The organism is Shewanella aegiceratis (genome assembly GCF_019457495.1).
In the GTDB taxonomy this organism is placed as follows: domain Bacteria; phylum Pseudomonadota; class Gammaproteobacteria; order Enterobacterales; family Shewanellaceae; genus Shewanella; species Shewanella loihica.
The window spans coordinates 894,790-914,061 of record NZ_CP080416.1 but is presented as its reverse complement, the minus strand read 5'-3'; the positions used below and the strand labels follow the sequence as shown (position 1 = coordinate 914,061).

Below are 19,272 nucleotides of genomic sequence, written 5' to 3'. Positions count from 1 at the left end.
GTTTGCATACTTATTCACCAGCGGACTAACATATAATCATGATGGCTTAACTAAGGTGGATAGCTTTGGTGTAGCATTTTGTAGTTTTGTTAAAAAACAAACATTTGGTTAACACTCGGTGTTTTTGGCTTATTCCAGGTCAGACCAGCGTTATCAAACAAGCTTCAAAAGCAAATAAAGTCACTTAAAAACAATCAAGTAATACGTCATTCGCGAAAATCACTCGAAACAATGCATGATAACAAAGTCGCTACAAAGTGAGGCGGAGCAGACCATAAGCGATTGGCAGGTGAGGAACATCACCTGCTTAGCCCTATGCTTGCGACATAGCAAAATGATGTTATGCTCAGGCGGCATTAAGTGGTTGAAGCATGATTATTCATTCAATAAACGCGAGTCGCCCAGTGGACTCATCATGAGTGAAAAATATCGACCGGATGACTCTGATGTCGAGCACTGATCTCGAACACTGGTGTCGAGTAAGGATGCCAGCAAAGCGATAGCGCATATTTTCAAAGCTTCAAATTGCCAAGCTTGAAATTTGGCAAGCGGCAGCTGTTGGAGATTCGATGTGAGCTAACCCAAAGCCTCTACTCGAAAAATCTCTCCAAGGCATGTAGCATTTTGTACACTTATATATATTTTTACAGACTTTTAACCTGAGATGGTTTTAGATGCTAATTTCAGTTTCGGGATGTGGATGAAGGCCATGAAGTACCTCTTGTCCGGTCTTATTTTCCTCACGGTTTTTTTCCTGTGCGAGGCTAGGGCCGAAGAGCAGATAGATGACATTATCACGGGCGAATTTCACTTCACCCTCGCCTTAGGCTATGGCGGAATCGAGAACCCCAGGGCCAAGTCGGACGATATCACCACCTACGCCCTGCCTAGCTGGTCCTACTATGACGACCGCTTCTATGTGGAAAACTTCACTCTGGGCTACAGCCTGTATGAGTCCGATAGCCTGCTGGTCGACCTGCAGACCCGTCTGAACGAAGATGGCTTCTTCTTCGAACTCGACGGCTGGAACAAGGTCTTCCTAAGCGACATTCTCGGCTTTAAACCCAACAAGCAGCCGATATTCGGCCCGGCGATCCCCGAGGTGCCGATCGAACGCAACATCTCCTATCTCGGCGGACTGAGCACCACCTGGCTCACCCCCTACAGCGATTTCACCCTGGGCTATTTTCATGACATCAGCGGCGTCCATCAGGGCAACGAGATCCATTTCAAGGCCAAGAAGAGCATGGCATTTTCCTGGGGTGCCCTGGGATTCGAGGTAGGCGCGATCCGCAAGAGCAGCCAGCTGATCAGCTACTACTACCATTTCACCGAGGAGGAGCTGGGCCGCAGCCGGGTGCAGCAACCTCAGTCGGCGGCCATCAACTACCACACCAGCGGCGTCGTCAATGTGCCCCTGTGGCAAGACATTAATTTTGTAGCCATTATCACCTACACTTGGTTAGGAGACGAGATCACTAAGAACCGCATGATAGAGAAGGATGGATACCTGTCAGGGTTCATCGGAGTCAGCTATGCCTTCTAATGCCATCAAGCTGATACAGTGCATGTTACTGCTGGCCCTGGCCACCAGCTTCTACTGCCAGGCCAATAGCACTCAGGTCAATATTAAGCCCAAGACCTGCGCGGTTCTCGAGGCCGGCACGCCCTGCCACATGACGCTCAAGATCAGCTACAAACTCGAGGCATTGGAGCAGACCTGTATCTGGATAGCCCTTAAGGAAGCCCCGGAGCAGTGTTTCGATCGCCTTAGCGTGGATCACCTGCTTGAGCTGACGCTCACCAAGGATACCCAGGTGCTGATCAAAGATCTCAACAACAAGGTGCTCGATGAGGTGACCATACAGATCGCCACCTATCAGCCCGTAAACACCCGCAAACGACGAGGACTCAACTGGAACCTGTTATGAGCAAACCTAAGATTCTCCTGATTGAAGACGATCTGGATTTGGCGGAGCTCACCCTGCTCTACCTGACACAGCAAGGCTTCGACCTGACCCACAGCGAATCGGCCCAGGCGGTGGCTAATTTGCCCGCCGATCTAAGGTTCGATCTCATCATCTGCGACATCATGCTGCCCGACAGCGACGGCTTTAGCCTGTTTGCCGAGCTACAGGCGCGCTACCAGTGTGTGATCATCTTCATGACCGCCCTCGACGGCCAGCAGGAACAAATAAAGGGTTTAGAGCTGGGCGCCAGCGACTATATCGTCAAGCCGGTCAACCCCGAACTCTTAGTGGCTCGAATCAAAGCCAACCTGAGAAAGCTCCCCAATGAGGCGCCTCCTCAGAGCGTCACCCTGCACGACTTCACCATAGATCATACCCACCAACAGCTGACCATAGGCGATCGGCAACAGAAGGTGACCACCCAGGAGTTTGACCTGTTATGGATCTTCGCCCAGCATCCGGGCAAGGTGCTCAGCCGCGAATACCTGTTCGAGCAGTATGTGGGCCGTCCTTACGATGGCCTGGACCGGGCGATCGATCTTAAGATCAGCCGCCTGAGAAAGAAGATAGACAGCTATCAGATAGACGGCCTCACCATCAAGACGGTGCATGGCCAGGGCTATCTGTTTAACTATCAGCCCCAGCTCTCGGACAAGGGATGAAGTTTCAATTCTACCGTCTCTATGCCCTGCTGATCTTAAGCAGCGCCCTGATCATCTGGTCTTTCAGCGAGATCCACGGCGCCATGCAGCATCAGGTGGAGTCCTACCAGATAGATGTCGATAGCGTGTTTCGCGGCCTGAGCGAGGAGGACAGCAGCGTGCTGATCCGCCAACTCTCCCGCGATGAACTGGCGCTACCCCAGGACCTGGCCGATAAGTTGGATGGCGGCGAAACCATCGCCCTCACCCTGAGCGGCGGCAAGACCTACTATTATCGCCAGGCCCCCGAGATTAGCGATCCAAACAACAAAGAACCGGCCAAGGTGATCGCCTTCGGCCCTGTGCTGCGCAAGCCCACTCAGGCGGTGCCCACAGAACTTATCATCTTCGCCCTCTACGCCAGCCTGGGCTGTCTGGCACTGCTGCTGATTTGGCCCCTGTTTCGGGATCTCTCCCAGCTGCAGGCATCCGCCGTGGAGTTTGGTGCCAACCCGAGAAAGATGGAGCAGACGATCAACAAGCGATCGGCCATCTATCCCCTGGCCAAGGTGTTCCATGAGGTGACTGTGCAAATCGTCGACTTCCTGCAGATGCACAAGGAGCTGTCGCGCACCATCTCCCACGAGGTCAGGACGCCTCTGGCGCGCATGCGCTTCGCGCTGCAGCTGAGTAAGGTGGAGCTGGATGAGAAATACTGGCAGCGACTCAACGCCGATATCGACGAGATAGAACAGCTGGCCAACAACTACCTCTCCTTCGCCAAGCTGGAACACAGGGAGGCGCAGATAAAGAAAGAGGCGGTGAGCACCCAGGCCTTCCTCGACCAGTTAGAGGAGAAGTTTGCCCTCTACCAGGACAAGATAGGCATCACTTTTATTGCCGACGACAGGCTTGCGGTGTTCGATACCAGCTCAATGAGCATAGCCACCCAAAACCTGATCATGAACGCCCTGCGCTTCGCCAAGCAAAACATCCAGGTGCGTTTTCGCTGCGACAGCGATCTGTGTCAGATAACCGTAGAGGATGATGGCCCAGGCTTCGAAGGCAAAGGCAAACAGCTGCTGGCCGCTTTTGCAAGGGACAAGGAACAGTCCGACGGCTCGGGCTATGGCCTTGGGCTCTACATAGCACGCAAGATCGCCATCTGGCATCAGGGCCGGCTAGAGGTGGCAAAGTCAGATGAACTCGGCGGCGCCAGCCTCACCCTGGTCTGGCGCAATCAGCCAGCAAAATAGACTCGGCTCGCCGCTGCGTTAAACTTGTCTCATCCTAAGAAAGCCCACCCAGCACGCCGAGCAGCATCCCCGTCAGCGCGAAGCCCAGCAATAGCATGAGAATGCTGGGCCGATAACGCAGCTGCCAGGCCAGTCCTATCAGTACTAAGAGAGCATCGGGCCAGGCGAGGATGGCACTGGCTATCACAGGCGAGATAAGCGCCGCCAGCAGCAGGCCCACCACGGCGGCGTTGAGTCCCATGATGGCGCCGCGAAATCTCGCCCGCCCCATCAAGCCATGCCAGCTGCGCAGCAAAGAGAGTTGCAGCAAGAATCCCGGGAGGAAGATGGCGAGTGTCGCTACCAGGGCCCCAAGCAGCGGCGACTCCAGCCAGGATTCGGCGCCGAGAAAGGCTGCCAGGGTAAACATGGGGCCAGGCACCGCCTGAGCCAGTGCATAGCCCGTCAGGAACCGCTCGCTGGTCAGCTGCTGGCCGACACTGGCCTCAAGCAGCGGCAGCACTACATGACCGCCACCAAACACCAGGGCACCCGCCTGATAAAACTGGGCAAACAGCTGAGACAGGCTATGGCCAGTCCCTAGCCAGAAGAGCGACAGACCAAACAGCAGGATAAACAGCATAAGCGGCAGCATCTGGGGCCGTAAGGTATCGACAGCGCCGCCCTCTCCTCCTTTCGCGCCTTGCCGCCCAGCATCCTGATCTATGCCCTGAAGCGCCGATGGTGCCAGCCAGACGGCGCCGACAACTGCGGCCAAGATCAACAGGCCTGACTGGCTGGCCAGGGTGCCGACAAACAGGGTGATCGAGGCGCAGAGCAGCATAATTAGCCGGGTGGCGCCACGACGACAGAACTGCTTAAACATGCTCAGCACGGCATCCGTCACCACCACGACCGCCATCAGCTTGAGGCCATGGATCAGCCCCTGAAACCAGCTGGTATCCAGCCAGCTCAGGCTAGCCACCGCCATAAGATAGAGAAGCAGAAATGAGGGCAAGGTAAACCCAAGGAAGGCAGCAAGCGCACCGGGAAGTCCCGCCCTGTGATGGCCGATGGCGAAACCCACCTGGCTCGAGCCCGGCCCGGGGATCACCTGGCTCATGGCGACTATGGCGCCAAAACGCTCGGCGTCCAGCCAGCCGAGATCATCGACGAAGCGCCGCTTGAAATACCCGATATGCGCCGCCGGCCCGCCGAAACTCATCAGCCCCAGGAGCAGAAACTGCTTAAATACCTCACCCAAGTTGTCATCCTCCGTCAAGCCTGAGCCGAGAATTGGCCACGCCGCTAAGTTGCGCGCAGCCTTTTGAAATACAGGTTAATTAGATTATGACAGACAGGTGACCGTCTGATGACAGACGTATAGAGACTCGATAATTGAGACTCAGCGGTTACTCGCCGATGCGTTGCAGCATCACCAGCACCTCGAAATGATCTGTGTGGGGGAACATGTCAAACAGCTGCACCTTGGTCACCCGGTAGCCTGAGATGCAATGTAGATCTTTGGCCAGCGTCTTGGGATTACAGCTGGAGTAGAGAATTGCCTTAGGGGCAAACTCGCTCAGGGAGTGGCACAGGGCCTCGCCGATACCGCGTCTGGGCGGGTTGACTATGATAAGCTCCGGCTTCTCTTCGCCGCGGCTGTTGCTGGCGAAGCTGGTCGAGTCCAGCGCGGTGAAGCGTACCTTATCAAGCCCCAGCGTCTCGGCCGACATCTTGGCACAGGCGATCGCCTCGGCCTCGATCTCTATGCCGGTCAGGGCCACATCCTTCGAGGCGCAGTGCAGGCCGAAACCGCCGACGCCGCAGAATAGATCCCAAATCGATTTAGGCGCCAGCTCACGGGTCCAATCTCGCGCGCTCAGGTAGAGCTTGGCCGCCACTTCGGGATGGGTCTGGAAGAAGCTCTTAGGACGAATGTAGAGGGGCACGCCATTAAACTCCTCCTCCAGCCGAGTCGCCTCGGTGAGGAAGATCTCCTCCTCACCTTCCAAAATAGCCATATGTACGGGCTGCAAATTCACCGACACCACCTTGATCTCAGGGTACTCGGCTAACAGCCTTGGCAGTTCACGTTCGATGCGGGGAATGGCCTGCTCTGAGCGCATCACGAAACGCAGCATATACTCGCCGCGTACCTGACTGCGGGTCAGCAGGATAAATTTAAGCTCGCCCTTGGCCTTATCGACCCTATAGGGCGGGATGCCAGCCTGGCGCACGAACGCCTCTAATCGGTGCAGCAACTGCTGCATATCCTGAGGATAAAGGCTGCAATCACACAGGCTCACCGCCTCGCCGCTCGGGCTCACCAGCCCCAATATAGGTTGATGGGCGGCGCCCAACACCACCATCTTGGCCTTGTTACGAAAACCGCTCTCAGGCCCCACCACGGGAGGAAGCCACTGCTCCACCGGCAGATCCTTGAGCAATGCCTCTAGGGTCGCCGTTTTCGCCGCCACCTGATCACTCAGGGGCGTGTTGAGATGACGACAGGAAAGACACTGATTAGCATCGAAATAGGCACACTTCACGGATGGTTTGCTCGCAACTTGGCTTAAAAAAGGCGCCCTACTTTAGCCTTTTTGAGGAGAAAAATCACCTTTCACCGTGGGCGACTCGCTTGATGGCGCCTCATCTGTCACGGGAGTGAGGCGCAACTTATCGACATCGGCACGTATCGGCTTGGGCCCGCGGCGACTCTTGACCCAGGCCAGTGCCTCCTTAGCCGTGTGCCTGAAGGTGGTCAGCTTGCCACCATAGACGGTAAGCAGGTTGGGATGAGTATCGCGCGACAGCATCATGGTATCCCTGGGCAGGTCGAACGCCTCGCCGCCCTGCTTGGGCAGCACGCGCACGCCGCAGTATCGCCCTGTGATGCGCCCCTCGAGCGCGCCATCATTCTCACTCAAAGGGAAGTAGTGGCGATAGATCCCCAGCAGATAAGCCTCCTCGGCCGGCGTCACACCTGCCGCGTCCACCGCATCGATGGGTGTCTCTGTGGTGCCTATCATTGTCTTACCCTGCCAGGGCATGACAAACACCACTCGCTTATCGAAGATAGACTCCAGGTAGAAGATGCCGCTGGGCGCGGGGATATCCAGCACCAGGTGACTCCCCTGCACCAGCTCCACCGGCGATACCTCCACCTTAGGGATGACCCTCTCGAGCGTCTGATTGACCCAGGGCCCAGTGGCATTAATGACGCAGCGACTGCTGAGTCGCCGCGTTTCACCCTTATGGCTAAAGCTGACGATACAGGAGTCAGGCCTGTGCTCTATCTGCTCAAGGCTGACCTGGGTAAGCAGCTCGGCGCCTAACTGCCTGGCGCTCTGGGCCACTGCGCGAGTCAATGCGCCATCGTCGGTCTGGGCGTCCCAGTAACGAAACACGGCGCGCAGCCCCTTAAGCTTGAGACCGGCCAGCTCACTCCAGCGACTGGCCGGCACAGACTGAAACTGGCCCAGGGGATCCAGCTCGCTCAGCAAGGCATACAGGCTCAGCCCGGCCCGAATGGCCAGCGGGCCGCGCTGGCTGCCACGGTAGAGGGGAATATAGAAAGGCACAGGCTTGACCAGCTCGGGCGCCAGTGTCAGCAGCGCCTTGCGCTCACTCAGAGATTGGCGCACCAGGCCGAGTTGGCCCGACTCTAAATAACGCAGGCCGCCATGGATCAACTTACTGGAGTTCGATGAGGTCTTCTCGCCCAGATTATCCTTCTCAAGCAGCACCACAGAGTAGCCGGCGGCCTGGGCACACTGGGCGATGCCCACCCCAGTTATGCCGCCACCAATCACCACTAAATCCACTGCTTGCATATCGCATCCTTTCGCTTTATGAATCTAATTAGATTAACCCTGACTCGCCGCATCCAGATAACGGTAGGCCTTGTCACACAGGCGCTTGAGCTCAATAAACTCTTCGGGCTCACCCCCTAGTTTGCAGCGCATCTGCATAGGGATCGACCGGGCCTGCTGCTGCAGCTCACGGCCTGCGTCGGTCAGCTGCAACACCCGCACCCGCTCGTCGGCTTCGCTGCGACCTCTGGTCACCAAGCCTTTGCTTTCCAGTCGTTTTAGCAGAGGCGTCAGGGTGCCAGAGTCCAGGTGCAGCTGCTCACCCAAGGTCTTGACGCTGATCCCCGGCTCCTGCCACAACACCAACATCGCCAGATATTGGGAATAGGTCAAGTCCAACGCCTCCAGCAAGGGGCGGTAGGCACGCACCATGGCATTGGCGGCGCTGTAAAGCGAGAAGCAGACCTGGTTTTCGAGGGCCAGGGGATTAGGCTGAATATCTTGGCTCGTGGGTTGACTCATGAATTGGATCGCCATCATTAAATTGCACACAACTTTTACCAAGTTTACGCCATGCGCAGGCCAAAGTGAAAAATTATCAAAAAAATTTTTTACTGCATAGTTAGTCAATAATCTGTCATCTTTACAGAGACTTAATCAAATAGTTAAGTAAAACCATCTAGATGCGGCTCGACTGAATCCTGACGCTAGGTTAAATACTCAAAAAGGCTGAAATTTCCGCACCTTTCCACCAACAAAGATGGTTGCTTTTCGAGCGATAATCCCCTAAATTCCCCCCACTATTCAGCTCGATACACTAAAAAACACAATGGAGGTGTTCACTATGAAGCAATTGCTGCTAGTGATGTTGTCATTTCTCTTTGCCGCCCAAGCCAGTGCCGCCTGCCCGCAAAACATCAGCTTTGGCGACATTCCCTTTGAGAAAAACAGCTCTTACTTCGATAGCCGATATGCCAAACAGTTGCAGTCGCTGATAAAGAAGACTCAAGCCGACAGCGGTTACCTGCTGCTGGAGTTTCCCCTCTATAAGGGCGAGACAGATAAGAAGATCAGAGACTATAACCTCTGGCTCGCCAACCGCCGCATCGAACGGGTCAAGACCTTCCTGACCAAGGCCGACTACAACCAGCCTGTAGTCACTAAGCTGCTGACGGCCAGCAAGGAAGATACCCGTACCCTGAGCCTTCACTGGTGTCAGCAGGGCGAGAGCGAAACCACCATCGCCAGCACGGTAGACCCCAGCCGTCACCAGTTAAAGTAAGCGCCTCAAGGGGTAAGCTGTAGCCAATAAGCCTTAGCTAATCACGCCCCTGCTAAACAGGTTCTAGTCGACAGGTCGCCTCCCTCAAAATTGGCGAGGCGGCAGCTTGACGATAGACAAAAATCCGCGCCAGTTAACACTTCCTGTACATTTCAAGATTTGCGTTGCAAATCTTAAACATAAACTTAGTCTCCCCCAGCGCCCGCAGTAAACTGTCCCTAGGGTCTGTTGATCTTTCCTGTTTGTTTTTGCAGCATTCTGTAGGCCATTTATACAAGACAGAGTCCGTGTAGTGTAGTTATTCTACATGAGCGGGCGATAACGCAGTAGAAATGGCCTACACAAGCTGCCCGAAGGGTTCATCTAAACGCGCCTTGCGCTGTGTTGCCTGCTATTTACATAGAATAACTATGCCGCACAGCATGCGCCTAGAGCAAAACGCGTTTAGATTGAACAAAAATTAAACCTGAAAAATAAACAGGCCCTAGAGGATTCACGCCTTTGTCATCGTCTTTTGGCAAGTCAGCCCCGGGGAGGGATTATGTTTAGAGCCCTGATGTTTTGTTTTCTGTTACTCTCGAGCGCACTACCCAGCTTCGCACAGGCCGAGGAACACGCTGCGTCTCAGAATGCCACCTGGCATTATGTCGACGCCGACGGCCAGCTGAAGATTAAGCTCTATTTCTTCTGGTCTAAGACCTGTCCGCACTGCGCCGAGGCGCACCCCTTCATCGACAGTCTGCCGGAAAAGTATCCCTGGATAGAGCTGGAGTCACACATGGTGTCTCAGGCGGGGACCCGGGAGAAATGGCAGGCAATCGCCGAGCAGACCAAGGTTGCCGCCCGCTCCGTGCCCTATATCGCCGCCTGTGAACAGGCGACCGTAGGCTACAGCAGCGAAGCCGTGACGGGACAATTTATTCTGCAGCAGCTCAAGGCCTGTTACCGCGCCCTGGGTGGTGTGGTCGCAGACAATGATCAGGTGGCCCAGACAGGGATGGCATCCGCTGAGGGCGAGCCACTGTTTGCCACCTGTAGCGCCAGTAGCGAGCCCGGTACCTGTGACCTGGGGCTGGAAGAAAGCGCACCTGCCGCGCCCGTCACTAAGGTACAACCCATAGAGCTGCCACTGATCGGCGTGGTGGCGCCAGAGCAGCTCTCCTTGCCGGTCTTAACCGTGGTGCTCGCCGGGGTCGATGCCTTTAACCCCTGCGCCTTCTTCGTGCTGCTGTTTCTGCTCTCTATCATGGTCAACGCCAAGAGCCGCAGCCGCATGCTGATCGTCGGCGGCATCTTCGTCTTCTTCTCGGGCTTTATCTACTTCCTGTTTATGATCGCCTGGCTCAACATCTTCGAGCTGCTGGGCGCAGGGAGCGACGGTGGCCTCATCATACTCGGGGCGGGCCTGATGGCGTTGGTCGCCGGTGCCATCAACATCAAGGAATACTTCTTCACCAAGGGCGAGGTCAGCCTCTCTATGTCGGCGGAAAACCGCACCGGGCTGATAAAGCGCATGGGTAAACTCACCAGCGCCAGTAGCATGGCGGCGATGATTGCCGGCACTGTGGTCTTGGCCATATTGGCCAACGCCTATGAGCTGCTGTGCACCGCAGGCTTCCCGATGATCTACACCAGCGTCTTGTCTATGCATGAGCTGCCGGCATTCGAGCGCTACCTCTACCTGGCCTTCTACAACATAGTCTATGTGATCCCGCTGGCGGCTATCGTGATCGCCTTCAGCGCCACCCTGGGTAAGCGCAAGCTCACCGAGAAAGAGGGACAGACACTGAAGCTGATGTCGGGGATCATGATGATTGGCCTGGGCGGCATGCTGGCCCTGGATCCGACCGCGCTGCAAAATGCGGGCCTGGCCATTGGCTTGATCTTCGCCTCCATCGGCCTGACCTTCATCATCAGCATGGGACGCAAATTGATAGAGAGACGCGGCGCCACCAGTTAATTTGGCAAAGGCTAAAGTTTTCCAAAACGCTGCCGATAGCACTATAGTTAACCTAAGCGAATTTTTCGGTTAACTATAGGCTCTCACCCAGTTTAAGGCGGTAATCATGGCAATAACAGTTGGAACCAGTAATCTACAACCTAATCTAAGCAATGGAAGCGTTGGGGTTAAAGTTGCACAGCTCGCCAAAGAGCAGCAGCAGGCAGAGGGAGAGATTGCACTACAACTGATTGAAGCGGTTGACTCGGCGCCTAGCGCTGGGCCTGTGGGAAATAGTGGTCACAACATTAATACCACAGCTTAGATCAGAGCGAACTTCGCAAAGCCCTCATCATGAGGGCTTTTTTTATGGCCCTTATTTGTCGCAGTTTGATGTTGCCTCAGGCTCATCACTCCCCTTGCCTGCCTCAAGGCTTGCCGACATCTAACAAAGATATTTGGCTAACGCGCTAAAAAATACTAAGCTGGGCCGACCCTGCTATATGCCAAGGCGTGCATCTCAAACAGCATTGGGCGCCAAAGCTGGTTACAGATATCAAGTTACAGACAGCAAGGCACAGAAAGCTAGTCACAAATAGTGGAAGATTAATTATGGAGGATAACAAGATGCGAGGAGCCGGCGGCAGTTCCGGAGGAATAGGCCTGTTTTTAGTAGGCCTGGTGATGATGTGCGGTGGTTTCTACCTGCTGCTGAACGCCATTTCAGTGACTTCAAACTTTAGCCTTGGCTATCGACTCTACAACGTCGGTGGCATGGGGATCACCGGCGGCACCATACTGATCCCGCTTATCTTCGGCATAGGCATCATCTTCTATAACGCCAGAAACCTGCTGGGTTGGCTCTTGACCCTGGGGTCGCTCACGGCGCTTATTTTTGGTGTACTCTCCAGCGTCAGATTCAACCTCAGGACCATGACCACCTTCGATCTCCTGGTCATACTGGTGCTGGCAATTGGCGGTTTGGGGCTGTTTTTACGCTCGCTCAAGGCCATAGACGCCAAATACAGCTAGCCTTATGGGCGCCTTCCAGAGGCGCCCTCAAGACAGGTAGGAACTGACGACCTTATCTTCGGCCGCCTCCCCCTTGGCCACCCCAGTACTACATCTATCCCGTCCCTGGGCCTTGCTCTGATAGAGAAGCTGATCGGCGCTGGCCAGCAGCTCATCCGCATCTAACCCCGGCTGCCATAGGCAGACGCCCTGAGAGACGGTGACATAGGCGCCGAGTGTCGAGTCGGGATGGGGGATCTCGGCGTCCTTGAGTTCATAACGTATCTGCTCGGCAATATGACGCGCACCACTGAGATCTGTATCGGGCAAAATGATGGCAAACTCCTCGCCGCCGTAACGCGCCGCCAGATCCCGAGGCCGGGAGGCCACCCCGTGTAACACCTCACCCAGCCTTACCAGACAGCGATCGCCATCGCTATGGCCCAGGCTGTCGTTAAGGCGCTTGAAGAAATCCACGTCCAGCAGGATCATACTCAGGGGGTCACCGGTGCGCTCGGCAGCCTTGATCTCCAAGGCGAGCACCTCATCGAAATGACGCCTGTTACTCAGGTCAGTTAGACCATCTATCAGCGCCATACGCTTAAACTGCTGCAACAGCTGCTGTTTCTCGGCGTCGCGCAAGATTGCCTTACGAAACCATTGCAGCAGCACCTTCTGCCCGGTAATGATGATCACCAAGAGACAGACAAACTTGGTCAGGGCAAAGATAGGATTTTCCGGGATCTCGATAAGCCGGGTCACCAGGCTAACCAATAGCAGAGGCACCACGCTGACCAGGAGCCAGCGGCGCACCGGGAAAAGAGAGATGGCGAAGGTAAATACCAGCACGTCGGTTACCGAATCGACTGTGGCAAGAGAGCCATATTCACCCAACAGGTTATAGGAGCTGGTGAGCCAGTAATGGCCCACCACAAAGTAGATCCAGGCAACTTCTAACACCAAGAGATAGGCCAACACCAGCCCCATGCGATGCTGCTCTGGCTGACGATAGAGGATCCCCGCCAGACCAAACAGGGCGATGCATAGGGTCGGCATCTGCAGCACCAGAAGATCCTGCAGCGTCAGAAGACTATTCTTCTGTAGCATGGACGCAAGGAAGATGGCGACAAGTAGGAACACGGATAGATAGGCGGTCCATTTTACCGAGCGACAAAGATAGATGTGGGTCTCTTGGATTAGGAGTTCGTCAAAGCTTTTTGGCTTACTATTCATCGTGTCTGTGCCCGCCCTCTTCTGCTTTCGTCATAAGCTTAAGTAATTATAAAGACGAAAAAAAAAACAGCCAGCATAAAGCTGACTGTTTATTTTGTGGCATTTTGTACCTTTAGGCGGCTTCCGCGTCCGCCGGCTCGCCGAGACGGATTAGGTAATCGAAGGCGCCCAGAGAGGCTGTCGCGCCGCTGCCCATGGCGATGATGATCTGTTTAAAGGCTGAGTTGGTCACATCGCCTGCGGCGAATACGCCCGGCAATGACGTCTGGCCCTTGGCATCGACGATGATCTCGCCGCGTTCGCTAAGATCAACTGTGCCCTTGAGCCACTCGGCGTTAGGCACCAGACCTATCTGTACGAAGATACCCGCCAGGGCAACATGGTGCTGCTCACCCGTGGCTCTGTCTGTGTAGTTCAGGCCCTGTACCCGGGTGCCATCGCCCACCACTTCTGTGGTCATCGCCTGGGTGATGATCTCTATGTTGCCCATGGAGGCCGCCTTACGCTGTAGCACCTCGTCGGCGCGTAGCTTGCTGTCGAACTCCAGCACGGTAACATGCTCGACGATATTGGCCAGATCGATGGCCGCCTCTATGCCCGAGTTACCACCGCCAATCACAGCCACGCGCTTGCCCTTAAACAGCGGGCCGTCACAGTGCGGGCAGTAGGCGACGCCTTTGCCGCGATACTCTTTCTCGCCCGGCACATTCATCTCGCGCCAGCGAGCGCCCGTGGCCAGAAGTACCGTCTTGCTGCGCAGCAGTGCGCCACTTTCGGTCTGGATCTCAAACAGCTCTCCTGACTTGAGGCTCAGGGCGCGCTGGTTATCCATGATATCGACATCATAGTCGTGAACATGGGCTTCCAGGTTAGCCACCAGCTTAGGCCCCTCGGTCGCCTTGACCGAGATAAAGTTTTCGATGCCCACGGTTTCTGCCACCTGACCACCGAACTTGTCCGCCAGGATGCCGGTTCTCAGTCCCTTACGGGCCGCATAGATGGCCGCCGATGCGCCAGCCGGGCCACCGCCGACCACCAGCACGTCGAAAGCCTCTTTCTGGCTGAGCTTTTCCGCCTGACGGCTGGCCGCATTGACGTCCAGCTTATTGAGGATCTCGACCACGCTGATACCACCGACAGAAAACGGCTCGCCGTTCAGGTAGACAGAGGGTACCGCCATGATGTTGCGCTCGTTCACTTCATCTTGGAACAGGGCGCCGTCTATCATGGTGTTTTGAATGTTAGGGTTGATCGCCGACATCATGTTGAGCGCCTGCACCACCTCGGGACAGGTTTGACAGCTGAGTGACACATAGGTCTCGAAGCGATACTCGCCCGGCAGGTCGCGGATCTGCTCTATCACCTCAGGTGCGAGCTTAATCGGATGGCCGCCTGTGTGCAGCAGGGCCAGCACCAGAGAGGTAAATTCATGGCCCATTGGCAGGCCGGCGAAATGGATCTGACTGCCGGTGTCAGGGCTAGTCACAGTCATCGACGGGGTACGCTCACCCACAGATTCGGTCAATGACACTAATTCTGAAAGCGCGGCAATATCGGTTGCCAGCGACAATAACTCTTTTGCTTTAGGACGCTCATCTGCCGATACGACAAGTTCAACTGGGCGCTTGAGGTTTTGCAGATAGGTAGTCAGCTGATTTTTCACATTCGCATCTAACATGATAACTCCTAGGAAAAAGTGGCCCCCAGAAGGGAGCCAAAAACATAGGGAAAAATTGCCGGCTCGCATGCAGGGGGAGGTGAACCGGCAATGAAAAAGAATGATGATTAAACTACTTTGGCTTTCGCCGGGTCGCCCGAGATGATGAGACCCGGGCGACCTTGAGGAGGAAGATCTTAGATCTTACCAACCAGGTCCAGTGAAGGCGCTAGGGTCTCTTCACCTGGCTGCCATGCTGCCGGGCAAACTTCACCGTCGTGAGTCGCAACATACTGAGCCGCTTGGATCTTACGAACCAGCTCAGAAGCGCTACGACCGATACCCAGGTCGTGAATCTCGGCAACCTTGATCTGACCTTCTGGGTTGATCACAAAGGTACCGCGCAGCGCCAGACCTTCCTCTTCGATCATCACGCCGAAGTTGCGTGAGATAACACCGGTTGGGTCGCCGATCATTGGGTAGTTGATCTTGCCGATAGTGTCTGAGCTATCGTGCCACGCCTTGTGAGTGAAGTGAGTGTCGGTAGATACAGAGTAAACTTCAACACCCATAGACTGTAGCTTCTCGTAATGGTCAGCCATGTCACCCAGCTCTGTTGGGCAGACGAAGGTGAAGTCGGCAGGGTAGAAGAAAACCACAGACCACTTACCCAGTAGGTCTTGCTCAGTCACAGAGACGAAATCGCCCTTGTGATATGCAGTGGCTGAGAAAGGCTTGATTTCGGTGTTGATGATAGATTGAGTCATTGCTTGCTCCAGTGCTCGTTATTAAGAGTAAGTTTGTGAGGTGAGGCGTTTGCCTTGACCCCGTGTTCTTTGTCGATGAGGAGATAATAACGAGACTGGATAATTAAATATAACGGATAAAAGCTATCATGCTAATCGGTTTTTAAGATTATCATTGGCATGACGACATAAAACCGATTAAGGAGAGCGAGTCGGTCTCACTCCCAGGTTTCGAAGCGGGTCAGGCTGCGGCCCAACTGAAAGTCCAGCAGCAGCGACAACTGCTGCGCCTCCGCCTTGAGTCCGCTGGCACTTATCTGGCGCGCCTGTTTACCGGCGAGCACCACCCAGTTGCCGCCACCCGTCAGGCAGGCGCGCACGTCGCTAAAGTGTTTCTGTAACAGGGCCAGCAGGGTGGCGTTACGGCTATGCTCCTTCCAGCAGTTGAGCACCAAATAACCTTCACTCTTGAGCAGGGCGGCGGCATTAGCGATAAAGGTCTCGCTAAGCTGCTGCTCGTCCACGCCGTCGCCATGGTAGATGTCGGCGAAGATCACGTCGGCCTTCTTATGATCCCCGTCTGCCAGAAACGCATTGGCATCTTGATGAATCAGGTTGAGCTTCTTACCCAGCGGCAACCAGAAATAACGCTTGGCCACCTCGATCACCGCCTCCCTCAGCTCTACCGCGGTAATATTAATCCCGCGGTCGAAGTTACGCAGTGCATGAATGAGGCCGCCACCACCCAGGCCGAGTACGATGACGCGTTTAGGCTTGATAAACAGCAGCACCAGCAACATGGCCTGCAGATAGGTATGCATGGGCACATGCAGCGCCGACTTGAGCAGCTTGCTCTGCTCATCGTTATCCCCAAAGGAGAGCAGGCGAACCTCCTTATCTTCCATGACCAGGAGTGGGCCGTGGTCATCTTCGCCGGTATATAGGGTGTTATAGTCTGACATCTGTCTCTCCGCAGGGACGCTTCATCTTAGGCGCAGGTTTTCAAACGCAACAAAGGTTAGGCGAAATAAAGGCGCTAGTATGCCGCAAAAGCCCCCACAACGGCAAAGGCAACAGCAAAGGCAACTGCGCACACAACAGCAGGCAGATCCCTTTCCTTAGCCCTTTTACAGAGCCTTATACAAAACGTGAGGCAGGCGCACGAGTTTAGTTCGTGAGTTAAGCATAAGAACTAAGCAGCCTCCCCTCCTTCGGCCCATCATTCTCGCGTTGCAATCGGGCAAGCCTTGTAGTATTTGTTTGAAATCTTTGGCTCATTTGCAATTTACCATGACACAAACCCTACTCGTCAGCTGTCTCTACATCGGCATCTTCATCTTCGCCCAGCGTCTGCTCACCAACTGGATCGCCAAGCTGGCCGAGTCCAAACAGGTCTCCTTTAAACGCACCAAGATGGTGACCCAATATATTACCTACCTGCTGTTTATCATCATCGCCTGTCTCTGGGTGATTTCACTCGGCATCGAATATCAGCAGGTGTCGCTGTTTATCTCCTCGGTATTTGCCGTGCTTGGCGTGGCCTTGGTGGCCCAATGGTCAATTTTGAGTAACATCACCGCCGGGATCTTGATCTTCTTCGTCTTCCCCTATCGTATTGGCGATCGCATCAAGATTATCGACAAAGATGAAGATGTTAGCGGCATCATTGCCGAGATCAGCCTGTTTCACGTGTTGATCGAGCGTAGCGACCGCATCACCATCACCTACCCTAACAACCTGATGCTACAAAAAGGGGTTTTGAAACTGACTCAGGCGCACACTCAGGCCAAGCCCTTGAGCGAATCGCCCGAGAAAGACCATACTCAAGTACAAAGCGATTAACCGACAGGGGGCCGCGATGCTCACGACATTACTCTATGATCCGCAAAATAATTCGCTCACCCGGGGCGACGCGTCTCAGGTCGCCAGCTGGCAACAGAGGGACAACACCATACTCTGGCTCAATATCGACGGCGAGATAGACAGCGAGCTGAGCGAGTCGTTGCAGCGGGATTTCGGCCTGCACCCATTGGCGCTGCAGGACGCCTCGCGGGATCGCCATCCTCCTAAGATAGAGGACTTCGATGACCATACCTTTATTCTGCTCAGGGGCTTGTCGGCCGATTCAGACTCCATCAACTGCGACAACATAGTGCTGGCGCTGTTTGTGGGGCCACGTTTTATCGTGACACGCCACAGCAAGCGTTCGCTCTCCATCGAGCGCACCATGACCTCGCTGGAGGCGGGCGAGCTGTCGCTGCAAAACACAGGGGCCGTAGCGCTGAAACTCAGCCGCTACGTGATCAAGCGTTATCATAAGATCCTGTTCGATCTCGAGAGCCGGTTAGAGGAGTTGGAAACCGTGATGCTCACCACGGCGGACGATAAGATCTTGGCCGAGGTAGTACTCTACAAGACAGATCTCACCCGGCTGAGACGCAACTTTCACTACCATGTGGAGCTGTTCGACAGCCTGCGCAGCGAGCCCTCTATCCCCTTCGACGACAGCCTCTACCATGAGATCAACGACGTGTGCGAGCATCAACACAGGGCGGCCAGTCTGGCGGACCTCTTCTATCAGGTCTCAAGCGATCTGATAGACGGTTACATCTCCATCAGCGCCCATAGGCTGAACAACATCATGAAGGTGTTGACCATCATCACCGCCATCTTCGTGCCGCTGACCTTTATCGCCGGTATCTATGGCATGAACTTCGAGTATATCCCAGAGCTGAAACACAAAGATGGCTACTTCATCGTCTGGGGGGTGATGCTCACCATCACTGCGGTACTGATCTGGCTATTCAGGCGCCGCAAATGGCTCTAGCTAGCCTGTAGCGCGGATTGTCTCGACTAAAGTAAAAAGGCGAACCTTAGGTTCGCCTTTTTGTTCTATTCACTTTTTACGCACGCAGATTAGCGCAGCACCCGATGGAAGAAGGCCACCGCCTGCTGATAGATCTGCAATGCCAGCGCGGGATCGTATCTGTCGCCCTCATCACGCATAAAGGCATGCTGAGCATTGACCTCGAGATAGGTAAACTTGCGCCCCGTCTCAGTGAGTCTATCGTAGATGAGCCTGCGCCCCTCGCTCGGCACGTGGGGATCTTGCTTACCAAACACCAGCACCAACTCCGCCTCAATATCTCCGGTGCGGCTCAGGGAATCATTACCCGGATTGGCTGGCAGGGTGCCGGAGTGGATGTCCGTAGGGTAGAGACAGAAGGCACCAACCACATCGATATTCAGCGCGGCGCGGTAGGCCAGATGACCGCCGATACAGACGCCCATGGCACCGACCTGATTGGTGCAGAAGGGCTGGCTCATGGCAAAGTCGACTAGGGCCTGGGTATCACTGTCGTGATGTTCCAGCGCCTTGGTAAACTTATCCTGATTGCCCTTGTCTTTGCCCTCATCGTCATAGGCCAATACAGTGCCTATGGGGTTGAGTTCATGGAAAACTTCCGGTACCAAGACCACGAAACCGTGACCGGCCAACATGGTCGCGGCCCTGGCGATTGGCGCGGTCTGCTGGAAAATCTCCGAGTAGAAGATGATTGTCGAGAACAAGCCCTCGCTGTCGGGACGATAGAGATAACAGCGCATGGTGCCCGTAGGGGTGTCTATGTCGTGAACTTCCTGTTTTACCATCATAATCTTGCCCTCAGGCCAATAAACTTATCCTTAAGTTATCAGCCTGGGCTCCCCTTGTCAGGTGAAACCCGGCTGACGAAATTAAAGTA

The 19,272-nt window shown here is 54.9% G+C and carries 19 protein-coding genes; 10 read left to right on the top strand and 9 right to left on the bottom strand.

All coding sequences use genetic code 11. The features are described 5' to 3' along the window. Positions 1–709 precede the first annotated feature (709 nt). The 4 genes from K0H80_RS04090 to K0H80_RS04075 are packed head-to-tail and all read left to right on the top strand — an operon-like array spanning position 710 to position 3,867. Positions 710–1,546: a MipA/OmpV family protein gene (locus K0H80_RS04090; RefSeq protein WP_258406170.1), complete on the top strand. Its 837-nt coding sequence runs from the start codon at positions 710–712 to the stop codon at positions 1,544–1,546. After that, positions 1,536–1,931, top strand: coding sequence for a DUF3019 domain-containing protein (locus tag K0H80_RS04085; protein ID WP_220044365.1), 396 nt, complete (start codon positions 1,536–1,538; stop codon positions 1,929–1,931). Before K0H80_RS04090 ends, K0H80_RS04085 begins: the two co-directional genes overlap by 11 nt. Continuing rightward, positions 1,928–2,632, top strand: coding sequence for a response regulator transcription factor (locus K0H80_RS04080; protein WP_220073197.1), 705 nt, complete (start codon positions 1,928–1,930; stop codon positions 2,630–2,632). Before K0H80_RS04085 ends, K0H80_RS04080 begins: the two co-directional genes overlap by 4 nt. Continuing rightward, positions 2,629–3,867, top strand: coding sequence for a sensor histidine kinase (locus K0H80_RS04075; protein ID WP_220073196.1), 1,239 nt, complete (start codon positions 2,629–2,631; stop codon positions 3,865–3,867). Before K0H80_RS04080 ends, K0H80_RS04075 begins: the two co-directional genes overlap by 4 nt. A gap of 34 nt (positions 3,868–3,901) precedes the next feature. Here the strand turns inward: K0H80_RS04075 and chrA are convergent, their stop codons facing one another. From chrA to ohrR, 4 genes are all read right to left on the bottom strand, one after another. Then, positions 3,902–5,110 carry a chromate efflux transporter gene (chrA, locus tag K0H80_RS04070; protein WP_220073195.1) on the bottom strand — a complete coding sequence of 403 codons (1,209 nt, stop codon included), beginning with the start codon at positions 5,108–5,110 and terminating at the stop codon, positions 3,902–3,904. A gap of 148 nt (positions 5,111–5,258) precedes the next feature. After that, positions 5,259–6,398: a 23S rRNA (uracil(747)-C(5))-methyltransferase RlmC gene (gene rlmC, locus K0H80_RS04065; protein ID WP_220073194.1), complete on the bottom strand. Its 1,140-nt coding sequence runs from the start codon at positions 6,396–6,398 to the stop codon at positions 5,259–5,261. 42 nt (positions 6,399–6,440) lie between these two features. Continuing rightward, positions 6,441–7,682: a glycerol-3-phosphate dehydrogenase/oxidase gene (locus tag K0H80_RS04060; protein ID WP_220073193.1), complete on the bottom strand. Its 1,242-nt coding sequence runs from the start codon at positions 7,680–7,682 to the stop codon at positions 6,441–6,443. A 33-nt stretch (positions 7,683–7,715) separates the two neighbouring features. Further along, positions 7,716–8,183 carry a transcriptional regulator OhrR gene (gene ohrR / locus K0H80_RS04055; RefSeq protein ID WP_258406169.1) on the bottom strand — a complete coding sequence of 156 codons (468 nt, stop codon included), beginning with the start codon at positions 8,181–8,183 and terminating at the stop codon, positions 7,716–7,718. 322 nt (positions 8,184–8,505) lie between these two features. On the opposite strand from ohrR, the gene K0H80_RS04050 reads away from it, so the two are divergent. The 4 genes from K0H80_RS04050 (at position 8,506) to K0H80_RS04040 (ending at position 11,914) form a co-directional block, all read left to right on the top strand. Continuing rightward, positions 8,506–8,943, top strand: coding sequence for an OmpA family protein (locus K0H80_RS04050; RefSeq protein ID WP_220073191.1), 438 nt, complete (start codon positions 8,506–8,508; stop codon positions 8,941–8,943). Between the two features lie 541 nt (positions 8,944–9,484). After that, positions 9,485–10,903: a cytochrome C biosynthesis protein gene (locus K0H80_RS04045; RefSeq protein WP_220073190.1), complete on the top strand. Its 1,419-nt coding sequence runs from the start codon at positions 9,485–9,487 to the stop codon at positions 10,901–10,903. 106 nt (positions 10,904–11,009) lie between these two features. Continuing rightward, positions 11,010–11,207, top strand: a complete 198-nt coding sequence (locus K0H80_RS19730; RefSeq protein ID WP_011864602.1) for a hypothetical protein — start codon at positions 11,010–11,012, stop codon at positions 11,205–11,207. Between the two features lie 302 nt (positions 11,208–11,509). Next, a complete protein-coding gene (locus tag K0H80_RS04040) occupies positions 11,510–11,914 on the top strand; it encodes a hypothetical protein (RefSeq protein WP_011864601.1) in 405 nt (134 codons plus the stop codon). Positions 11,915–11,941: 27 nt separating this feature from the next. Here K0H80_RS04040 and K0H80_RS04035 read toward each other — a convergent pair whose 3' ends face one another. The 4 genes from K0H80_RS04035 to K0H80_RS04020 form a co-directional block, all read right to left on the bottom strand. Beyond that, positions 11,942–13,126 carry a GGDEF domain-containing protein gene (locus tag K0H80_RS04035; protein WP_220073189.1) on the bottom strand — a complete coding sequence of 395 codons (1,185 nt, stop codon included), beginning with the start codon at positions 13,124–13,126 and terminating at the stop codon, positions 11,942–11,944. Positions 13,127–13,238: 112 nt separating this feature from the next. Continuing rightward, positions 13,239–14,804: an alkyl hydroperoxide reductase subunit F gene (gene ahpF, locus K0H80_RS04030; RefSeq protein WP_011864599.1), complete on the bottom strand. Its 1,566-nt coding sequence runs from the start codon at positions 14,802–14,804 to the stop codon at positions 13,239–13,241. A gap of 176 nt (positions 14,805–14,980) precedes the next feature. Continuing rightward, complete coding sequence (gene ahpC / locus K0H80_RS04025) at positions 14,981–15,550, bottom strand: alkyl hydroperoxide reductase subunit C (RefSeq protein ID WP_011864598.1); 570 nt, start codon at positions 15,548–15,550, stop codon at positions 14,981–14,983. Positions 15,551–15,747: 197 nt separating this feature from the next. Then, complete coding sequence (locus K0H80_RS04020; RefSeq protein WP_220044353.1) at positions 15,748–16,491, bottom strand: spermidine synthase; 744 nt, start codon at positions 16,489–16,491, stop codon at positions 15,748–15,750. 328 nt (positions 16,492–16,819) lie between these two features. Here K0H80_RS04020 and K0H80_RS04015 point away from each other — a divergent pair, with 328 nt between their 5' ends. Both K0H80_RS04015 and corA read left to right on the top strand, forming a co-directional pair. Then, a complete protein-coding gene (locus K0H80_RS04015) occupies positions 16,820–17,371 on the top strand; it encodes a mechanosensitive ion channel domain-containing protein (RefSeq protein WP_220073188.1) in 552 nt (183 codons plus the stop codon). A gap of 16 nt (positions 17,372–17,387) precedes the next feature. Further along, entirely contained in the window at positions 17,388–18,356 is a 969-nt protein-coding gene (gene corA, locus K0H80_RS04010) for a magnesium/cobalt transporter CorA (protein ID WP_220073187.1), read from the top strand. A gap of 89 nt (positions 18,357–18,445) precedes the next feature. On the opposite strand, the gene K0H80_RS04005 is transcribed toward corA, so the two are convergent. Then, entirely contained in the window at positions 18,446–19,183 is a 738-nt protein-coding gene (locus K0H80_RS04005) for a dienelactone hydrolase family protein (RefSeq protein WP_220058984.1), read from the bottom strand. Positions 19,184–19,272: the final 89 nt, after the last annotated feature.